This window comes from Nocardia sp. NPDC059180, assembly GCF_042754945.1.
In the GTDB taxonomy this organism is placed as follows: domain Bacteria; phylum Actinomycetota; class Actinomycetes; order Mycobacteriales; family Mycobacteriaceae; genus Nocardia.
Genome location: NZ_JBHZBU010000002.1, coordinates 141,092 through 156,660, shown reverse-complemented (window position 1 = coordinate 156,660; position 15,569 = coordinate 141,092). Strand labels below are relative to the sequence as shown.

General features: G+C 66.5%; 15 protein-coding genes. 5 read left to right on the top strand and 10 right to left on the bottom strand.

The window, feature by feature from the left end; genetic code table 11:
- Positions 1 to 19 precede the first annotated feature (19 nt).
- A complete protein-coding gene (locus ACFXNW_RS06835) occupies positions 20 to 1,306 on the bottom strand; it encodes an NADH:flavin oxidoreductase/NADH oxidase family protein (RefSeq protein WP_379416543.1) in 1,287 nt (428 codons plus the stop codon).
- A gap of 105 nt (positions 1,307 to 1,411) precedes the next feature.
- Here ACFXNW_RS06835 and ACFXNW_RS06830 point away from each other — a divergent pair, with 105 nt between their 5' ends.
- Genes ACFXNW_RS06830 through ACFXNW_RS06820 form a run of 3 tightly spaced genes read left to right on the top strand, consistent with a single transcriptional unit; the run spans position 1,412 to position 5,323 of the window.
- Positions 1,412 to 2,014, top strand: coding sequence for a TetR/AcrR family transcriptional regulator (locus ACFXNW_RS06830; protein ID WP_379416541.1), 603 nt, complete (start codon positions 1,412 to 1,414; stop codon positions 2,012 to 2,014).
- 37 nt (positions 2,015 to 2,051) lie between these two features.
- The gene (locus ACFXNW_RS06825) at positions 2,052 to 3,314 is read left to right on the top strand and encodes an acyl-CoA dehydrogenase family protein (protein WP_379416539.1); all 1,263 of its coding nucleotides are present in this window, start codon (positions 2,052 to 2,054) and stop codon (positions 3,312 to 3,314) included.
- A gap of 53 nt (positions 3,315 to 3,367) precedes the next feature.
- The gene (locus ACFXNW_RS06820; protein WP_379416538.1) at positions 3,368 to 5,323 is read left to right on the top strand and encodes a GMC family oxidoreductase N-terminal domain-containing protein; all 1,956 of its coding nucleotides are present in this window, start codon (positions 3,368 to 3,370) and stop codon (positions 5,321 to 5,323) included.
- Between the two features lie 3 nt (positions 5,324 to 5,326).
- On the opposite strand, the gene ACFXNW_RS06815 is transcribed toward ACFXNW_RS06820, so the two are convergent.
- On the bottom strand, positions 5,327 to 5,599 hold the full coding sequence (locus tag ACFXNW_RS06815; protein WP_379416536.1) for a MoaD/ThiS family protein: 273 nt from the start codon (positions 5,597 to 5,599) through the stop codon (positions 5,327 to 5,329).
- Between the two features lie 4 nt (positions 5,600 to 5,603).
- Entirely contained in the window at positions 5,604 to 6,701 is a 1,098-nt protein-coding gene (locus tag ACFXNW_RS06810; RefSeq protein WP_379416534.1) for a WD40/YVTN/BNR-like repeat-containing protein, read from the bottom strand.
- Positions 6,702 to 6,885: 184 nt separating this feature from the next.
- Here ACFXNW_RS06810 and ACFXNW_RS06805 point away from each other — a divergent pair, with 184 nt between their 5' ends.
- On the top strand, positions 6,886 to 7,521 hold the full coding sequence (locus ACFXNW_RS06805; protein WP_379416532.1) for a hypothetical protein: 636 nt from the start codon (positions 6,886 to 6,888) through the stop codon (positions 7,519 to 7,521).
- Positions 7,522 to 7,595: 74 nt separating this feature from the next.
- Here the strand turns inward: ACFXNW_RS06805 and ACFXNW_RS06800 are convergent, their stop codons facing one another.
- Both ACFXNW_RS06800 and ACFXNW_RS06795 read right to left on the bottom strand, forming a co-directional pair.
- Positions 7,596 to 9,029: a hypothetical protein gene (locus ACFXNW_RS06800; protein ID WP_379416531.1), complete on the bottom strand. Its 1,434-nt coding sequence runs from the start codon at positions 9,027 to 9,029 to the stop codon at positions 7,596 to 7,598.
- 132 nt (positions 9,030 to 9,161) lie between these two features.
- Positions 9,162 to 10,070 carry a helix-turn-helix domain-containing protein gene (locus ACFXNW_RS06795; protein WP_379416529.1) on the bottom strand — a complete coding sequence of 303 codons (909 nt, stop codon included), beginning with the start codon at positions 10,068 to 10,070 and terminating at the stop codon, positions 9,162 to 9,164.
- Between the two features lie 363 nt (positions 10,071 to 10,433).
- Between ACFXNW_RS06795 and ACFXNW_RS06790 the strand changes: the two genes are divergently transcribed.
- Positions 10,434 to 11,480, top strand: coding sequence for an FAD-dependent oxidoreductase (locus tag ACFXNW_RS06790; RefSeq protein ID WP_379416528.1), 1,047 nt, complete (start codon positions 10,434 to 10,436; stop codon positions 11,478 to 11,480).
- Positions 11,481 to 11,554: 74 nt separating this feature from the next.
- On the opposite strand, the gene ACFXNW_RS06785 is transcribed toward ACFXNW_RS06790, so the two are convergent.
- The 5 genes from ACFXNW_RS06785 to ACFXNW_RS06765 all read right to left on the bottom strand — a co-directional run bounded on the left by ACFXNW_RS06785 (position 11,555) and on the right by ACFXNW_RS06765 (position 15,554).
- Positions 11,555 to 12,592, bottom strand: a complete 1,038-nt coding sequence (locus ACFXNW_RS06785) for a DUF3068 domain-containing protein (RefSeq protein ID WP_379416526.1) — start codon at positions 12,590 to 12,592, stop codon at positions 11,555 to 11,557.
- Complete coding sequence (locus ACFXNW_RS06780) at positions 12,589 to 12,759, bottom strand: DUF2613 domain-containing protein (protein WP_379416525.1); 171 nt, start codon at positions 12,757 to 12,759, stop codon at positions 12,589 to 12,591. Before ACFXNW_RS06780 ends, ACFXNW_RS06785 begins: the two co-directional genes overlap by 4 nt.
- 31 nt (positions 12,760 to 12,790) lie before the next feature.
- Positions 12,791 to 13,570, bottom strand: a complete 780-nt coding sequence (locus ACFXNW_RS06775; RefSeq protein ID WP_379416523.1) for a hypothetical protein — start codon at positions 13,568 to 13,570, stop codon at positions 12,791 to 12,793.
- Positions 13,571 to 13,833: 263 nt separating this feature from the next.
- Complete coding sequence (locus ACFXNW_RS06770) at positions 13,834 to 14,820, bottom strand: glycine betaine ABC transporter substrate-binding protein (protein WP_379416521.1); 987 nt, start codon at positions 14,818 to 14,820, stop codon at positions 13,834 to 13,836.
- A complete protein-coding gene (locus ACFXNW_RS06765; RefSeq protein WP_379416520.1) occupies positions 14,817 to 15,554 on the bottom strand; it encodes an ABC transporter permease in 738 nt (245 codons plus the stop codon). Before ACFXNW_RS06765 ends, ACFXNW_RS06770 begins: the two co-directional genes overlap by 4 nt.
- Positions 15,555 to 15,569 lie beyond the last annotated feature (15 nt).

The window sequence follows — 15,569 nt, the reverse complement described above, 5'->3', positions numbered from 1 at the left end:
CATCGGACACGCGTCGAGATCAATGCGCGGCGACGTTCGCCCTCCCGGCCATGTACCGATCCCTCGCTCCGAGCCAGCGCGAATAGCGGCGCAGCGCGCTACTTTGCACCAGCTGATCGGTGACAAGTGCGAATGCCGGCGCGGTACCGAGCGCGGGATTCTTTCCTGCGGCCATCCGGCGCATCTGGTAGCGGACCATCGCCATTTCGGTGAGCGAGGCCAGCGATTTGTCCGACCAGGTCACCGGCTTCAACGTTCCGGCGGCTTCCAGACCCTCGCGCCAACGGTTGGGAAGGTCGGGCGTGACCGCGAGTGCCGTCGCCATGCCGATCACTTCGACGTTGTTGGCAAGGACGTGTTCGGCGGTGTCGCGGCGGGAGATTCCGCCGGTCAACATGAGGGGGAGCGCGCTGGTTTCGGCCAGGTCGGCCGCGAGCTCCAGGAAGTAGGCCTCGCGGGCCGCGGTGCGTCCATCGGCGGGCCTGCCGTTCATAGCGGGACTTTCGTAGCTGCCGCCGGATACCTCGACCATGTCGACGCCGAGCGAGGCGAGCATCTCGATCACCTTGTGTGCGTCTTCGGCGTCGAAACCACCGCGCTGGAAATCCGCGGAGTTCAGTTTCACCGCAATGGCGAAACTCGGTGACACCGCAGCGCGGATGGCGCCGACGATCTCGAGCAGCATCCGTGCCCGGTTCTCGAGTGAACCTCCCCACCTGTCGGTGCGATTGTTGACCAGCGGAGACAGGAACTGTGACAGCAGGTAGCCGTGCGCGGCGTGGACTTCCACCCCGTCGAATCCGGCTTCCTCGGCGCGCTGCGCGGTGGTGACGAAGCGGGTGACGGTGTCGTCGATCTGCTCGGCGGTCATCGCCACCGGTTGACCGAAACGCTTGGAGTGACGGCCCACATCGACCGCGATATCCGAAGGCCCCCACACGACGCCGGGCATCCGAGCCTGAACCTGACGGCCCGGGTGACTGATCTGCATCCACATCGCCGCACCTGCGGCCTTGCCTGCCTCCGCCCATTCCACGAACGGGTCCAGCGGCGAGTCGGCGTCGAGGACGATGCCGCCGGGGCCGGTCAACGCTTCGGCGTGGACCATGACGTTTCCGGTGATCAGCAGGCCCGCGCCACCGGCGCCCCACCGCCGGTACAACGCGATGAGGCGCTTGTCCGGCAGCTGCGCCTTCGCGGCCATCCCCTCTTCCATGGCCGCTTTCGCAATCCTGTTGCGCAATACCTGGCCCGAGCGCAGCCGAAGGGGTGAGAACAGCCCGCCCGAGGCGGAATCGTTCGACATAGGGAATCTCCATCCGAATCGCGAGCATGTGCGGTAGCCCCCGCATGTGTACGTTGCTAACATTAGGAGGAAATGTAAGCGGCGTCAACTTGTTAGATTGGAACCATGCCAACGTCGACCACGTCGTATCACCACGGTGATCTACCCGGGGCGCTGGTGCGCGCGGCCGTGGAGTTGCTCGAGGAAGGTGGCGCGTCCGAGTTGTCGCTGCGTGCGGCGGCGCGGCGCGCCGGTGTCTCCACGGCTGCGCCGTACCGTCACTTCGCCGATCGCGACGCGCTGCTGTCTGCGGTGGCTGCGGTCGGTTACCGCGAGCTGGCCACGGATTTGGCAGCGGCGCACCCGGCTCCCACCACGGCCGACGACCTATCCGCCATCGCGATCGCCTACGTCCGGTTCGCGCTGGACCGTCCGGGATTGTTCCGGGTCATGTTCGCCGAGCCGTGTGACCCCACCAGCCCGGAGCGGTTGGCGGCGACCGAAGCGATCAAGGCTTACGTCACTTCCATCGCGCAGCAGGTCTTCCCGGAATCGGACCCGGAGGCGATGACGACCGCGCTGTGGGCGCTGGTCCACGGACTGGCCTTCCTGTACCTCGACGGAAAGTTCGACGCGTCGTCGGCCGAGGTCGTCGCCGAGCGGGTCCGGGCGGCGGTGTTCGCCTCACTCGCAGTCAGTGGCCGGGCAATGCCGACAGCCGACGCCTGAGGTGGGTGTGCGCTGACCAAAAGACTGAGGAGACACGATGCTGCTGTCGCCGTCGCCGCGCGGGGCCGAGTTGGTCGAGCGCGTACGGGAATTCATCGATACCGAGATCGCGCCTGTGGAGGCGACCTACCACTCCGAGCTGGCGCAGGCGCGCGCCGCGGGCACGGCGTGGGAGCCGCTGCCCAGGATGAAGCAGCTGCAAGCAAGGGCTCGTGCCGCCGGATTATGGAACCTCTTTCTCCCTGCCGAACACGGTGATTCCTACGCCGAGCGGTTCGGCACCGATGGGGGAGCGGGCCTGACGAACGTCGACTACGCGCCCATCGCCGAACTCACCGGCAGGTCGCTGATCGCGCCGTACGTGTTCAACTGCAACGCGCCTGACACAGGGAACGCCGAGGTGTTGTTGCGTTACGGGAGTCCCGAACAGCAGCGACAGTGGCTCGAACCGCTGCTGGAGGCGAAGATCCGCAGCGCCTTCCTGATGACCGAGCCCGGCGTGGCATCCTCCGACGCCACGAATATGGCGGCGACGGCGATCGTCGACGGCGACGAGATCGTGCTCAACGGCACCAAATGGTGGTCCACCGGAATCGGCCACGCCGACTGTGAACTGCTCATCTTCATGGGCCTCACCGACCCGGACGCACACCGGCACCGGCGGCATTCGATGGTCATCGTGCCGCGCAGCGCGCCTGGCGTCGAGGTCGTTCGGATGCTTCCCACGATGGGCTGGTACGACGAGCCGCACGGCCACGGCGAAATACGCCTCACCGATGTTCGAGTGCCGCTGTCCAATGTGATCGCCGGTCCCGGCCGGGCTTTCGAGATCGCCCAGGGCAGGCTCGGTCCCGGCCGAATCCATCACTGCATGCGGCTGATCGGGCTCGCCGAGCAGTCACTGGAACTGGCGTGCCGTCGTGCCCTGTCTCGCACCGCCTTCGGCAAGCCGCTGGCCAACCTGGGTGGCAACCGCGAACGCATCGCCGACGCCAGGATCGCCATCAACCAGGCGCGTCTGCTGGTACTGCACGCCGCGTGGTTGCTCGACACCGGCGACCTCGCCGCCTACGGCGCCGTCAGCGAGATCAAGGTGGCCGTCCCGAAAATGGCCCAGGACGTCATCGACATGGCGATGCAACTCCATGGCGGAGCCTCGCTGTCGGAGGATCTGCCCTTGGCGCCCGCATGGCTTCAGGCCCGGGCGATCAGGTTCGCCGACGGACCCGACGAAGTCCATCGCGGCGTCGTCGCCCGGATCGAGCTCGCGAAATACCGACAGGCGGACGCATTAAGTTAGCGAGAATTCTCGTCAGGTGGTAGAACTCACCCATCGTGACGAAGGGGATTCGCATGGAGCCGACAGCAACACAGCGCGCCGCGCTCGGCCTGATCTGCGATACGTTCGCACCCGGCGACGGGTCGGCACTGCCGTCGGCGACCGAGCTGGGTTCGATCGAGACGGTCTTTCGCATGCTCGAACGCAACCCTCGCGAAGCCGAGACCAAGCAGCTGGCCATGCTGCTGAACCTGTGGGACTCGCGGGTGTTCGGCCTGCTCTCGGGTAGCGGGCCGAGGCGGTTTTCCTCGCTGTCACAGGCCGAGCGTGAACAGGCGCTGCTGCGGCTGGGCGATTCCCGGTTCGCGGCCAAACGCACGCTCTTTCAGGCGCTGAAGTCCGCGGCGTTGCTCGCCTACAACGTCACTCCGGGACCGACCGGGGAGAATCCGCTGTGGAAGCAGATGGGGTATCCCGCGCCGCCAGGGCCCCTGCAATCCGCTCCGGATCCTGCGCTCGCTCCACTGCGGCCGACCGAACCGACGACGCTCACCTGCGATGTGGTCATTGTCGGCTCCGGCGCGGGCGGTGGCACCGCCGCCGCGGTGCTGGCCGAGGCAGGGCTGGATGTCGTGGTGCTCGAACGCGGCGACTATTACGACGACCGCGATTTCGGCACCGGCGAACTGGACGGGCTGCTGCGGCTCTATGCCCCCGGCCCCCAGGCCACGGCCGAAGGCCAACTGACGCTTGCGGCAGGCACCTGCCTGGGCGGCGGCACGGTCGTCAACTGGAGCACCTCACTACCTACCCCCGACGACGTTCGCGCGGAATGGGCCGACCTCGGTGTACCCCAGTTCATCGCACCAGAATTCGACCAAGCCCTGGCCGCGGTGCAAACGCGGCTCGGCGTGAACCGCGACCATTCACCCTTGTCGGCCCGCGATGCCGTCCTCGAGCGCGGCGCCGGCGCGCTGGGGTGGGAAATGGACACGTTGCCGCGCAATGTTTCCGATGCCTGTGATGCCGGTGCCGACTGTGGAAGTTGCGGGTACGGGTGCCGCTTGGGCGCCAAACGGTCGGTGACCAAGACCTGGCTCCACGATGCCGCCGGTCGTGGCGCACGACTGGTCGTCGATGCGAACGTCCGCCGGATCGAGGTGAGAAACGGTCACGCCGAAGGGGTTACCGCAGAGACCTCGCAGGGCGTGCGGATCGACGTCAGGGCCCGCGCGGTGGTGGTTTCCGCCGGTGCGGTCCAGACTCCGGCGCTGCTGCGACGGTCGGGTCTGCGTAACAAGAACATCGGACGGTATCTGCGCCTGCATCCGGCCGCCGCGGTGTACGGAGTGTTCGGCGAGGAGATCAGGCCGTGGGAAGGTGGGCTACAGGTACGCATCTGCCGCCGGCACCAGAACCTGGACGGTCTCGGGTACGGCGTCATCTACGAGACCGGACCGGTGCAGCCCGGACTCGCGGTCGGATTCATGAACTGGCGTGGTGCTCAGGCGCACCGCTCCACCATGCTCGAACTCGCGCACACCGGGGTGGTCGGCGTCATCACCCGTGACCGCGACCACGGCACCGTCACCGTCGACCGCAGCGGTGAACCTGTCGTCCGATACACGCTGTCAGCCCACGACAGCGCGCACCTGCGGACCGGAATCGGTGGCGCGGCACAGATTCTCGAGGCCGCCGGCGCCCGGCGGATATTCTCCGGCCACCAGGCGGGCGTGTCGTATGAGCCCGGGATGCGCGGTACGCATGCCGATTTCGTCGCCGCCGGTGACGCCGCAGGCTACGGTCCCGGTCAATGTGCGATGGCTGCGCTGCACATCATGGGTTCCGCCCGCATGGGTGGTTCCCGCGATACTTCCGCGACCGATCCCGAGGGTGTGACCTGGGAAGTGCCGAATATCGTTGTCGCCGACGCCTCCTGCTTCCCGACCTCATCGGGTGTCAATCCCATGGTGACGATCGAGGCCATCGCCTATATGAACGCCAAACGCCTTGCCGCTCGTTTGAATTGATCGCTATCCGCCCGCGACCGACGGGATGATCATGACCTCGGTACCGGCGTCGACAGGTGTGTCCAGCCCGTCGAGCATGCGGCATTCCTCGTCGCCGATGTAGAAGTTCACGTAGCGGCGCAATCGGCCGGTCTCGTCGCGGAGTCGGCGTTCCAGTGCGGGCGACCGATCGCGCAGGCCATCCAAAATATTGCGCAGAGTCGCCCCGTCGACATCCAGTTCTTTCTCGCCGCCGACGTACGGACGCAGCATCGACGGCAGGTGCACGCGGGCCATGGCGCTATCCGATGACGGCGGCGCGCACGCACAACACGTCCGGCAGCTCGCCGGCCACGAGCTGCCAATGCTCGCCCTCGTCGGGGCTGCAATAGACCTCGCCGTTGCGGGTACCGAAATAGATGCCCGTCGGGTCGGCGTTGTCGGCGCACATGGCATCGCGCATGACCGCCGCCCAGAACGGCACCTGCGGGAGCCCATCGGTCTTGGCCGACCAGCTCTGGCCGCCGTCCTGGCTGCGGTACACCGCGCAGGTGGCATCGGGCGGGAACCGGAACCGCTCCATATCCGCGACCAGCGGGAAGGTGTAGATCACGCCGGGCCGGCGCGGGTGCGCGACAATCGGGAAGCCGAAGTTGGATGGTGGCAGTCCGCCGTCGATGCTCTGCCAGCTCACGCCGGCGTCGGTGGTGCGGAAGACGCCACCGTGGTTCTGCAAATACATGGTGCTCGGTGTCTCGGCGTCGACCGCGACCTTGTGCACGCACTGTCCCCATTCCGGCAATTCGCCCGGCATGAAATCAGCCGTGACACCCTTGTTCGTCGGTGTCCACGACGCTCCGCCATCGGAGCTCTGATACACCCCGCCGGTGGATATGGCGACCGCGATCCGCTGAGTATCCGTCGGATGCGGAAGGATCGTGTGCAGTGCCAAACCGCCGCCGCCCGGCTGCCATTGCGGACGGTGCGGGTGGTCCCACAGCCCTCTGATCAGCTCGAACGTCCTGCCGCCATCGGTGGAACGGAACAGCGCCGAAGGTTCGACGCCCGCGTACACCACGTCCGGCTCGGCGTCGGTCGCGGGCGCGATCTGCCATACGCCTTCCAGGGCGGCTCCGGTGTCCTCGGGGAAGGCCAGCGGTGCGTCGTCCGGTTCGGTCCATGTCTCGCCGAGGTCGTCGCTGGCCACCATCGTCGGCCCGAAATGACTGTTCAGCACCCCCGCGAGCAGGCGCGGCGTCGCCCGGCGGGTGTCGATCGCCAATGCCTTCACGTCAGCAACCGCGAACTGCGGTGGGCTGACGTCCCAGCTCGACCGACCGTCGGTGCTGCGCGCCAGGAACAGCCCTTTGCGCGTCCCGATTCCGAGTAAAACCTCCATCGCCGACCTCCATACGGTCACCGCCACGCAGACGCGTGTGAGCGTACTCCCAGGTGGGACACGACCCGCCGGAAACGAACGAGGCTCTCCCTCGCGATCCAACAGGCGCGTCGGCGTGACATTTGCGCGACCATTTCGTAATGTATCCGTGATCTGTTCCCGAGAGTAGGCGGTGGTCGAGTTAATGCGTGGTCAACATCGCAAACCGACCGCAACCCGAAAGTTCGCTCCCTTGGTTGCGGGCAGCGCTGCGACGGCAGGCATGGCCGTCCTCTGGGTGACCATGGGGCCGACCCCTGGCACTCAGCAGGCCGGGGCGGTCGATGCGCAACCGGCGGCCGCCGTGGCCGCCAACCCCGCCCCGGCGACCGCGCCGCCGGTATCTCAGCCGCGGCCCGTGCTACCAGCGGCTGCCGCCGATCAACCGCCGCTGTTCGCCAAGGAAGCCAGACAGCACCTGGCTTGCTCGACGGAGCTGGTCGGCGCACGGCCCCACGTGGCGCAAGTGGGCAATCTGATCGGGAAGGCCTTCGCGGTCGCCGATATCGGCGGCGCCATCGGCCGCGGCAATGACGACCACGGTGCAGGCTTGGCGCTGGACTTCATGACCACCGATGCCGCGCACGGCGACGCGATCGCCGAATTCGTCCTGGCGAACCGCGAGCGATTCGGCGTGACCTACGTGATCTGGCAGCAGCGCTACAACGACGGCAACGGTTGGTCCTACATGGAAGACCGCGGCAGCGCGACGGCCAACCACTACGACCACGTCCACGTGTCCTTCGACGCGGCGGCCGCCGTGTCGAACTTGATCTGCTGATCGCACGCGATGGCCGATCCCTCACGGCTCCTGATGAGGCAGGGCGCGTCTGGTGAGATCCGGCCTCGCTGGGTTCAGCGCGGAGCGATGCGGAACAGCCCGGTCATGGTGCCCTGGTAGAGGGTTCGATCGGGTGAAATCGTGCCGACCATTTGCAGCGTGTCGTGGATGGGTGTCGCACCGATGAGTTCGTGGTGGTCGACTCGGCCGGTGACGGCGTCGATGACGGTGTGGTGGTAGCTGTCGCTGACGCCGGAGCCGTTGCCGGGCAGGGTCGGCCGCCGCGCGATCGTGTAGATCTTGCCGTCGGCGACCGACAGACGGGGGACCGCCGCGGACTTGGTGTCGTTGGTCCACACCACATGGCAGCCCAAACCCGACACGTCGACGCGCACCATCCCGCCGGTGAACTTCGCCTCGGCGGGCTGGCTCGGGCCCGCGCCCTCGGGGACCGCCGGGTACGGGTAGCCGTAGGTACTGGCGACGAACAGGCTGTTGCCCGAGCCGATCGGCGAGTTCTCGGTGCCGTCGACGGTGGGCACCGAGCACACCTGGTTGCCGGTGGCGGTGTCGAATACCAGCAGATTCTCCTTGGGTACAGCGTTGTCGGTGATCGCCAGGTATTCAGTGCCGCGGCCGGGACCGAAGAACGTTGGCGTGGCGCCGGTGCCCCAACTCAACTGACCGGGTTTCCGGGCGGGGCCGCGGTCGTAGGGCTTGCGCCACACCACTCGTGGATTGCCTGCGGCGTCGACGTCGACCAGATACAGCGCGTGCGTGGTGGCAATGGCCACGCCTTCGGGAGCGGTGGAGATGCTGTTGGCGACCTTTTCCCCTGGCCCGAGCACGATCGAACGCGCCGCACCGGTCGCCGGATCGGAGAATCCGGCCGCGGCGTTATCGGTGGCGAACCAGACCCGGCCGTCGAAATCGGGCATCACCGAGCTGACCGCGTCACAGTCGCCGCCACCGCAATGGCCGGTGACGGCCTGGGCGATATCGGTCCTCGATTCGACGAAAACCTTCCAGAACAGCCCCTCTTTACGATGCCCGATCCGTAACAGCTGACCGCTGCCGTCGACGGTGACCATGCGGTCGCGGTTGTCGAGGTAGGCGTAGACCCCGCCGAGCAGACTGCCCTTCTCCAGATCCAGCGACGCGAGCGGCTGGCCATTGTCCGGATTGAGCAAGAAGACCTTCGGTGAGCGGCCGAGGATTTTCGTGCACAGCGCCTGCGGCATGCCGTCGGCGCCCTGCAGGATCGTCGGGCAGGCGGCGGCGAGTTCGCGGAAGTCACTGTCGACTCGGCCTGTGCCCGGACCTGCGAACGGTGTGGCATCGGAAGATTCGGCGTCACCGTGCATGGTCGCCGTACCCAGTGGACCGAGGTGCGGGTTGGCGGGTGGTAGCGAACCGAACGCTGCGCCGGCCGATCCGGTGGAGATCGTGAGCAATGCCGTCATGGCGAGGGCGGCGGTCGCGGCGGCGCGGCCCAGTCTGTCGATCATGGGTACTCCCTGAGTGTCATTGCGTGGGTTCGCTATCCACGAACCCGCGCGAATGCGAATATTCGGATTCAATAATCCGATTAGTCGCATGGAGCTACACGGTAGAAGAACGGGTGGGCTGCGGGCAAGGCTTCATCGGGTGTGTCCGAAATGTGGTGGCCAGTCGCTGAGTGTGCGAGCCGTTGCGGTGAGTTCCTCGACGTAGCGGTGCCGCTCGATGGGGGAGACCGCAGTGCGCAATGGGCCGATCTGTATCTCCCACAATGGCTTTCCGTCGCGATCGCGCACGGGTGCGGCCATATAGCTGACCGGCAGATCGCGCTCGGAATGCCAGATATCGGTGGCGTAGAGGTGGCCGCCGGTCTCGGCCATCAAAGCGTGGACTTCTTCCCGCAACGGCTGGTTCGAGGCGTTTGTGGACAGATGAGCCACCACGCGACCGAGGACGTCGATGCGATGCAGGTCGGCGGCATCGGCGCCCCATGCGGCGAACCCGGTGTCCGCGATCTGGTCGAGCGCCGCTGCCAAGCCCTCTCGACGCCCGGGTGCCGTGGCGCCGAGCCACTGACGCTGAACGGTGCTGTCCGACAGTGCGACAACGGTGGCGCCCGCCGGTGCCTGCAACGGCAACCGCAGTCCGACTTCGACACCGGCCGGAATATGGCCGATTCCCCTGGTGACGGCGATGAAGGTCAGCTGACCTGCCTCGACGAGGCTCAGCGCCGCCCCGCAGCCGACGCGTGCGGCAAGCGCTTCGAGATGTCCGGCCATGCCGCTCGGCGCACTGAATCCCTCGCGGGCCTTGTCGGCCGCGGCGATGAGGGCCGGACCGGCGGTGTACCGGAGGTCGGGGAGCCTGCTGACCCAGCCGTGCTCACGAAGCGAGGTGAGGATCGCGCCCGCGGTCGATCTGCTCAGATGCAGCGTGTCGGCAATATCGGCGGAGGTCGCCGGGGAATCGAGTGACACCAGCAACTCGATGATTCCGACAACGCGATCGGTCGGCGGCGACGTCGCGGATCCGCCCTTGCCCTCGGTCACGAGACTCCTTCGGCTGCACCTGTGATGCGGATATGCGCGTCCGTGAGCCGAATATTCGCAACGCGAGCCTGGTCTGTCAACCAAGGAGCCGTAGCTGCCGCCGATTCACTGCCTACTCGCGCGATCGGCATGCGATGCGATGTCACCTCCGCCGACGATGTTGCGGCTCTGCTGGCGGCGGTCGGAGCCGCCGCCTGCGCGCAGAACGCGGTGTCGGCGACTGCCGATCCGCCGCAACCACTGCTCGGGCCCACTACTGTGGCTGCTACGTGCGAATCGACCTCGAGATCACGATGATTGAGCGCATTCGCCCACATGACTATCTCTTGGACGCTCGACCTCGACCCGAGTAGGAGATTTCGAATGGTCACCATCATCGGTGGCGGCATCGCCGGGACCGTCCTCGGCGGTGCCCTCGCCCGCAGCGGTACTCCGGTCACCGTGTACGAGCGGCGGTCACGCAACGCCATGGGCGGCGCGTTCCTGTTCATCGACGAACGCGGCCACTCGGTCCTGCACGACCTCGGAGTCGCCGACGACGCGGTGCAGAATGCCTCCGCCCCGGTCCATGCGCTCGAATACGTCGGTAGCGACGGCCGCCGTGCCGCCATGAGCCGCGGTCACCGATTCTGGCTGCGCAGCTCGCTGATGAAGGTGCTCAGCGAGTTCCTCGACACCTCGGGCGCCGATCTCCGGTACGAGCAATCGGTCACCGACGTTGCCGTCGACGGGTCCGGCGGATGCCTGATCCGGCACGGCGACGGCTCGACGAGCTCCGACGACATCGTCATCGCCGCCGACGGTATCGATTCCGTGGTCCGAGCCCGCCTCGAGCCCGACCGGCCCCCGGTCTATGCCGGAGACATCGTGCTGTACGGAATGACCACCAGCCCAATCGCATTGGACAGCGACCCCGACATCCTGCACTTTTTCGCCGAGCAAGACGCCACCGGTGCAGCTGCGAGCACGTTCGGCCACATCTGGCGGCCCGGGCACCCTGCTCATTGGTTCATCCGGATAGCGAGCGATCCGCTCGATGGCCCCGACGACCTCGGGATGCGACCCATCGGCGAGTGGGTCGACACGGTCGTGCGGGCCACGCCGTCGATCAACGAACTCGTCGGCACCCTGCTCGGGCAGACCGACGACGTCCACGTCAGCAACGCCCGCAACGTCCCCCTGGAGGACGCCGCGCAGCCGACGCTGCCGATCCTGCTCATCGGCGACGCCGACCACGCGATCACCCCCGCCGCCGGTGTCGGCGCCCGCGACGCTCTCGAAGACGCGGCCGCCGTCTACCAAGCGCTCACCACCGGAAGCAGCCCCGCCGAGGCCATGGCCCAGCGACGCAGCACAATTGTCGAGGACCGTCAGCGCGCATTGCGCGGCCGTGCGAGCGTATCCAGATAGGCCGGACCGCAGAAGGACCGGATCGATTTCGTCACGCGTGGCGAGATCGATCCGGTCGGCGTCGAAACCCTTCCTTACCGCACAGCGCGGCGACGGCGAGGCGAACCGCTGCGCACACCGAGAATGATGCCCGCGAGGAGTGCGGTGCCGCCCAGGACGGCCAAACCGATGGGAAGGGTTCGTCCGAACAGAGTGAGCCTGTCGAGGCTGTCCTGTGTGACTGCCATCTGGGCGTCGATGGTGTCCTCATCGAAGACGAGATGCGACTTCAATGCGGTCACGTCGACCTGCTCGGCGCTGCGACCGTAGTACAGATGGAGCTGCTCACCACCCTTGAGAATTGCGCCGGTCTTCGGCTCGACCCACACGTCACGGGTGTTGGTGTAGAAGCGGGTCATCGTGACCTGCCCGTCGCCCTCCAGCCCCCACTTGGCGGCAGGGAGAGTGAGCTTGTTGGTCGCCGCCGGAAAGACATCCCACATGTTCGTGACCGGGATGCTCTGGCGGAAATGGTAGACAGGTACGCCGTTGACCTCGGACTCGTCGATGTACTCGATGTCGTAGGTGGCGCGGGCATTGAGGTCGAAATACGGATAGGACTTCTTCTCGGTGCCGATCGGGAAGCGGTACTGCAGCCCGACGCGCTGTGATGGGTCGGCTACCGAGTCGCCCGACTTGTCGACAGTGAGGGCGATGGAACCGTTGGGGGACATCGGGATCGGCTCGCCCGTCTTGCGGTCGATCGTGACCCGGTCGACCGAGGCGGTCAGCAGGCCGGTGTCGCCCTCGCGATCGTCGCGGCGCAACGTCTGGCCCGCCTGCATGGTCATCTGATCGGCGCCGGACGGCTCCTCGACGGTGAGAAAACGTTGCGACACGATCGGCACGCCCGTGTCGATCCTGGCCGATCCGTCGGGCGAGGTGAGTGATTTCGCGTCCAGGACAAGGCTTTCCTCGCCGGGCACGCTCTTGGCGATTGTGGTGACCCGCAAATCCAGCGGCGTCTTGGCCACCTTGCCGACGGTGTAGGTCGGGACCATGACCGCTGCCGCGAGCAGGAGCGCGCCGAGGCCGATGAGCAGGCAGGCGATGGTCCTGCGCACGTTGCTCATCGGCTGCCGTAGGCGACGTCGCCCAGCTGCGACGAGCCAGGGTCAGCGGCAGTCTCCAGCGGCGGGATCGAATTCTGTTGCACGCCCGCGGTGATGCCGAACACGGCGATCACCCCGAGAGTCACGCCGGCCAGCCCGCTGAGCAGGCCGGGAAAAGCAAACTTCATGGATCGAACAACTCCAATGGATGGCGTCGGCTCAAGCGACGGAGAAGAACCCGAGGGTCGGGGCGAAGGTGCAGGTCCGGACGGTGGAATCGGCGGCCGTGGTGGTGAGCGAACCGGAGATCACCGCGGCGACCCGACCCGAACCGGTATCGGCGATGGTCGACAAGGTGGCGGGGCCCTCGGCATTGATCTCGGACGCGGTGGTCAGCGTCTGCACACCCGACCGACGGTTGTCGAGGTTGAGCCACTGTACGGTCAGCGGCGCATTCTGCACGGCTGTAGGGGCTTTGGTGCCGAGCGCGGTGAGGACGAATGCGGTCTGTCCTGCCCTGGGCCCCGGTGGCGGGAGTTCGGCCGGTCCGGGGACGGCGAGCGCGGTGCCGACAGAGTCGGAGGTGGGGCCGATGCAGCCTTTTCCGAGGGTCGGGTAGAGGAACTGCGCGATCCGTGGACCGTCCGACGGCGGGAGGTCGGGACCACCGCCACCGCTACCGTCGAGGAAGGTGATGACCTTCTCCAGAGTCGCCTTGACCTGCGCGGGGATGGCGGGAATGGCGAGCAGGGCCCGCACCTGGGCCAGGATTGCTGTGGATCCGCCGCCGGCGATATGGGCGGGAGCGGAAATGGCGCTGACGACAGTCGGTGCCAGTGCGGCAAGCATGTCGGAGGGAACATTCTCCGCGATCGACCCAACGACCGGCTGGTCCGCGGGCCGCGGCGCGGCCATGGTCGACGTCGGTGCGGCGAGTGAAAAACTCGCCGCCAATGCGAGTGCGGACAGAGCGGTCCGCGATCCTCGGGTGCGCAGCACTGTTGAGCCGTCCTTCTTTTCGTGGGTCAAGGTGGATCAACCCAGAAATGTCAGTGTGATCCCGGGTATCAGATATTGTTGATCTCCGGGTTCGGGACGGAAACGATAAGACCACGGCTCGAGGACTGCGGCTCACCATCGTGACGAATTTTGATTCCTCAACCGCGCGGCGCGAATTGATCGTAGGTTTCCACAATTCTCTTTTCGTGGATCTGGGCAATAATCGTGCCGAGATTGACCCCGCTCGGCCGATCCGAGCACAGCTACTCGATCAGGTTTTCGCCCTTCAGCCAGTCGTAGGCGACGTCGGCGGGGTCCTCGCCGTCGATGTCGACGCGGCCGTTGAGCTCCTGCATCAGCTCGTCGGTGAGACGCTCAGAAATGGTGGCGAGCAGTTCACGCAATTCCGGGTGCTGCTCGATGACGGCGCCGCGTACGACGGCCGTGCCGCTGTAGGGCAGGAAGAACTTCTTATCGTCGTCGAGGACCACCAGATTCAGGTTCTTCACCCGGCCGTCGGTGGTGTAGATCATCCCGAAGTTGCAGGGGGCGCCCTTGGCCGTCGCGGTGTAGACCACGCCCGCGTCCATCCGGGTGACGTTGGCGGACGGGACACCGTTCGGATCGTTGTAGGGGATACCGTATTTATCCAGCATCGGAAGGAAACCATCGGAGCGGCTGAAGAATTCGTCGTCGACGCAGAAGGTCCGGTCGGCGACGGGGAGTGCGGCCACATCGGACAATGACTTCACCCGCAGCCGTTCGGCATTCGTAGCCGATGTACCGAAAGCATAGGTGTCGTTGAAGTTGGCGGGCGGCAGCCACTCCAAGTTGTGTTCGCTCTTCTCGATGTCGTGAACGCGCTGCCAGAGTTCGGCGGGATCGGAGATCGTCTCGGTCTGGTTGTGGTAGGTGACCCAGCCCGTTCCGGTGTATTCCCAGAGGATGTCGGCGTCGCCGTTGAGCTGGGCCTGACGCGAGGACGCAGAACCCGGTGCTCCCGTCAGATCGGTGACGTCGGCGCCCGCCGCGGCCAGGTAGGTCGCGGTGATCTTGCCGAGCAACACGCCCTCGGTGAAGCTCTTGGAGGTGACGACGAGTGCCGCGCCGTCCAACGGCTGTGCGCCGTCGGGTAGCCGGGCGTCGTGGAAGGTGCCCGAGGAACTCACCAGGCCGCAACCCGCGAGCATCGACGCGGTGATGGCGAGTGCACACACCAGAGTGGCCAGACGTGCTCGTGGCGAACTCATGAGATACCTCGCGGGGTCGCGGCCAGCTCGACGAGTCTGCCGAGCCAATCGATGATCAATGCCAGCAGCCCGACCAGGATCGCGCCGGAGATGAGCAGTTTCGGCAGGAACAGGGTGACGCCGGTGGTGATCAGGGTGCCGAGGCTGGTCGCGCCGATGAAGGTGCTCAGCGTCGCGGTGCCGACCAGGATGACGAGTGCGGTGCGCACCCCGTTGAGGATCACCGGAACCGCGAGCGGCAACTCGACCAGAAACAGCGTCCTGGCCGCCGAGTAGCCGATGCCGCGCGAGGCCTCGATCGTTCGCTGATCCACCTGACGCAGCCCGACGATCGTGTTCTGCAGGATCGGCAGGATCGCGTACACGACGAGACCGACCACCGCCGTGCGGAATCCGGTGCCGAGCCAGAAGGTGAACAGCACGAGCAGACCCACAGCGGGCGCGGCCTGGCCGATATTGGCGAAATTGACGGCGATGGGCTCGAACCGCTTCAATGCCGGCCGGGTCAGCGCGATACCGAGCGGAATCGCGACCACGACGACGATCAGCGTGGCCACCACGGTCAACCTGATGTGTTCGAGGATCGTGGTCCGCAGGTTGTCCCAGCCGAGCGAGGCCTGTTCGGTCGGGGTCAGCGTCGTCGACCGGTACCACAGGAAATAGCCGATGCCGATGACCAGGATGATGAGCGGCTCGAACCACACGTCGAGGGGGACGCGGCGCAAGCGTTTCACGAATCCGCCTCGCTG